The 3378-nt window shown below is 26.0% G+C and carries 3 protein-coding genes; all 3 read left to right on the top strand.

Features of this window, described 5'->3' with window-relative positions; genetic code table 11:
- The first annotated feature begins 226 nt into the window (after positions 1-226).
- Positions 227-1507 carry a putative bifunctional diguanylate cyclase/phosphodiesterase gene (locus AB4Y15_RS13775; protein WP_427340920.1) on the top strand — a complete coding sequence of 427 codons (1281 nt, stop codon included), beginning with the start codon at positions 227-229 and terminating at the stop codon, positions 1505-1507.
- Positions 1508-1557: 50 nt separating this feature from the next.
- On the top strand, positions 1558-2178 hold the full coding sequence (locus AB4Y15_RS13770; RefSeq protein WP_427340919.1) for a hypothetical protein: 621 nt from the start codon (positions 1558-1560) through the stop codon (positions 2176-2178).
- A gap of 130 nt (positions 2179-2308) precedes the next feature.
- Positions 2309-3076, top strand: coding sequence for a L,D-transpeptidase family protein (locus tag AB4Y15_RS13765; RefSeq protein WP_427340918.1), 768 nt, complete (start codon positions 2309-2311; stop codon positions 3074-3076).
- Positions 3077-3378: the final 302 nt, after the last annotated feature.

The raw sequence follows: 3378 nt of genomic DNA, 5'->3' as shown, positions 1-3378 counted from the left end.
GTAACATTTTAAGCATATTGTTACATAAAAACTTCAAAAAAAATACTCATAAGTAAAAAGACGGAATTGTTTTTTGTATTGTAATAATAGTAATTTTTTACTTGGGATTACATAAATTAATTAAAAGTTTAGTTAAAATTTTTGCTGTATACAAAATTTAAATATAAGTAAAAAGTAAAGAAAAATATTCAAAAAAAATTAAACTAATATTAGGATGTGAGCAAAGATGAAAGCAGGGAATGAGTTACATTATTTTGATCGGGTAACAGGACTACCTAATAGGCAATATTTATACAAATATTTTTCAAAAAATATTAGTGAATTTATAGTAATACTTTTAGATATTGATGATTTTAAGTATGCAAATGGAACCTTTGGTCATAGGTTTGGGGATAAATATTTAAAAGCATTTAGTATTAAATTATCTAAAATGCTTGGGGGAAATGGAAATGTATTTTTTCATAATGGAGATGAGTTTTTAATCTTTTTACCTAAACTAGATTTAGAAATGATTGATAATGAAATAGAGTTACTATTTAAAAAACTACAAGATAGTTTCAAAGTAGAAGGCCGTGAAATTTATAATTCTGTAAGTATGGGTGTTTATATAACAAGAGAAAATGATAGTATTGATGATGCTATAAGGAAAGCAGAAGCAGCAATGTATGTAGCAAAAAGGAGAGGTAAAGGACAATATAAATACTTTAATGAAAATATTGAAAAAGATATAATGAAAAAGATTATCATGATAAACGAATTGAGAAAAGCAATTACAAGAAATGAATTGTACTTATTGTATCAGCCAATTTTAAATATAAAAGAAAATAAAGTACTCGAAGTAGAGGCACTTTTGAGGTGGAAAAATAAAGAACTTGGAGAAGTTTCTCCAGTAGATTTTATACCTATTGCAGAAGAAACAGGGCTTATCAGGGAAATTGGATATTGGATTATAAAAAAAGTATGTAAACAAGTCAAAAAATGGGAAAAGAAAAATATGGATTTAAAAGTAGCAATAAATATTTCACCTAATCAATTTGATGATAAAGATTTTTTTTATAATATTAAAAATATAATTACAAATGAGGGAGTAGATTTTAATAAAATTAAGTTTGAAATAACAGAAACACAAATATTAAAATTAGAAAAACGGAATATGAGAAATCTAATTGAGCTTACAAAATTAGGAACAAGTATATCATTAGATGATTTTGGAGTAGGTTATTCATCATTGAAAAATTTAGCATTTTTCCCCGTATCCGAACTTAAAATCGATAAAAGTTTTATTGATTATATTAATATTAATGAAAAAATAGAAAAATTGATATATTCAATTATATTTGTCGCATATAAAATGGGTTATAAAGTTACGGCTGAAGGAGTAGAAAGTAAGGAGCAGTTAGATAAATTATTAAAATATGGTTGTGATAAAATACAGGGATATTATATAGGTAAGCCTATGAGAGAAAATGATATCGTGGAGTTTGTATGTAGAGATATCATACTATGATATAGAATTATACTATTTGTAATAATCATTGAGAAAGGGGATAGCAGCTTATGTCTAGAAGAAGATGGACTAAGGAAGAAGTAGATTATCTTGTAGAAAATTATTCTAAAAAGAGTATAAATTCTATATCTAAAGATTTGGGAAGAACAAAGGATTCAGTTTTTAAAAAGGCTAAAAGGTTAGGGCTTACTAAGACGGTAAGAAATTGGACAGAAGAAGAAATAGATATACTAATGTTAAATTGGGGGAAAAAGAGTATTGAAAGTATAGCAAAGATGTTAAACAGAAGCACTATTTCAGTAAAGAAAAAAGCGATTGAATTGAAATTGGGATCACAACACATAGCAAATGGGGAATATTTGTCAACAGGAAATATGGGATTTTTGTTAAATAAAAATCCTACTATAATCTATAAATGGTTGAAACAAGGAATAATAAAAGGAAGAACTTTTGGAAAGAAATCCGTATATCAAGTAACTCCTGAAGATTTTATAGATTTTCTAAAAAATAATCCTAGTAAATGGTGTGGGTATGCTGCACGAGTAGATTTAATAAAGCCTTATTTTTATACTTCAAAACAATCTGACATTCCCAAATGGTTCATTGAAAAAGTAAATAATGATTTTAAAAAGATTTATAGAAAATTTTGTAGTATAATGCTACTTTTATAATTTTAATTTATAGATATAAAGGTAAAGTCAATGGCATTGATAATATAGTATTTTTTAATTCTAATGCTTGGTTTATATATTTTTATTTAGTTAAAGCATATAATTAATTATATGGGGGGTGATAAGGGGAGTGAGGAAAAATAAATACATAGTTTTTATAATACTCATAGTAATTTTTTTATTATTTATAAAGAGTAATGATGAATTAATAAGCTTAGTAGGATTAAAAAAAAGTAATTTGAAAGAAGTAAGCAAATTATACAGAGAATATGAGATATGGGAAAAAAAGCAATTAAATAAACATTATGATTATAAAAATTTTGTAATTTTAGTTGATATAGATAAAAAGTACTTATATCTTTATGATACCGATACAAATAAAGTTATAAAAAAGTATGTTGTAGCTACAGGAAAACCAAGTACTCCAACCCCTATAGGTAGTTTTAAGATAATTGAAAAAGCGAAATGGGGTGGAGGATTTGGATCAAGATGGATGAGAATAAATGTACCGTGGGGTAAATATGGTATTCATGGAACGGATAAACCTACATCTATTGGTTATAATGCTTCTCACGGATGCGTTAGAATGAAGAATAGAGATATAGAGGAATTATACAGCATGGTCAAATATAATACACCAGTTATTTTATTTAGTGGTCCATTTGGACCATTTGGTTATGGTTTTAGAATATTAAGACCAGGCGATAGAGGTTCAGATGTGCGGGAAGTTCAAAAAAGACTAAAACAAAAAGGATATTATTATGGGCCTACAGATGGAATTTATGGTGATGGAATGAAGCATGCATTGTTTAGATTTTTAAAAGATAACAATATGCCGATTACTGACAGGATAGGATATAATATATACAAAAAATTAGGGATAGTTTTAATGGAATAGAGTTGAAATTTCGAGTTTATTAAAAATCAGATTTTTTTATAGTAACTAAAACTTTTTAAAATCATAAATGGTCTGATGAAAAAAATACATATAGATTTCTCTCTATATATAAATTTTATATATTAGAACAAAATCTTCGATTTAAATAAATTAAGGAAGATTTTGCCCATATCCATAAACGGAAATTATATTTGAATTTATCCACAATTTAAAGTAGTTTATAACGACTCTGGCATGTAAACATGCCAGACAAAGTTTCAATAAAATCAACATTAATTTTTTAAAATATGGGATTTTATTAT

It is taken from the genome of Caloranaerobacter longqiensis (assembly GCF_050286925.1).
Lineage (GTDB): Bacteria > Bacillota > Clostridia > Tissierellales > Thermohalobacteraceae > Caloranaerobacter.
Note: the sequence above shows the minus strand (reverse complement) of the source record. Positions and strands in the feature narration are given on the sequence as shown.

Bases quoted from the DNA above. Each gene is read 5' to 3' on its own strand.
- AB4Y15_RS13775 (WP_427340920.1), top strand. From the start codon at position 227: ATGAAAGCAGGGAATGAGTTACATTATTTTGATCGGGTAACAGGACTA.
- AB4Y15_RS13770 (WP_427340919.1), top strand. From the start codon at position 1,558: ATGTCTAGAAGAAGATGGACTAAGGAAGAAGTAGATTATCTTGTAGAA.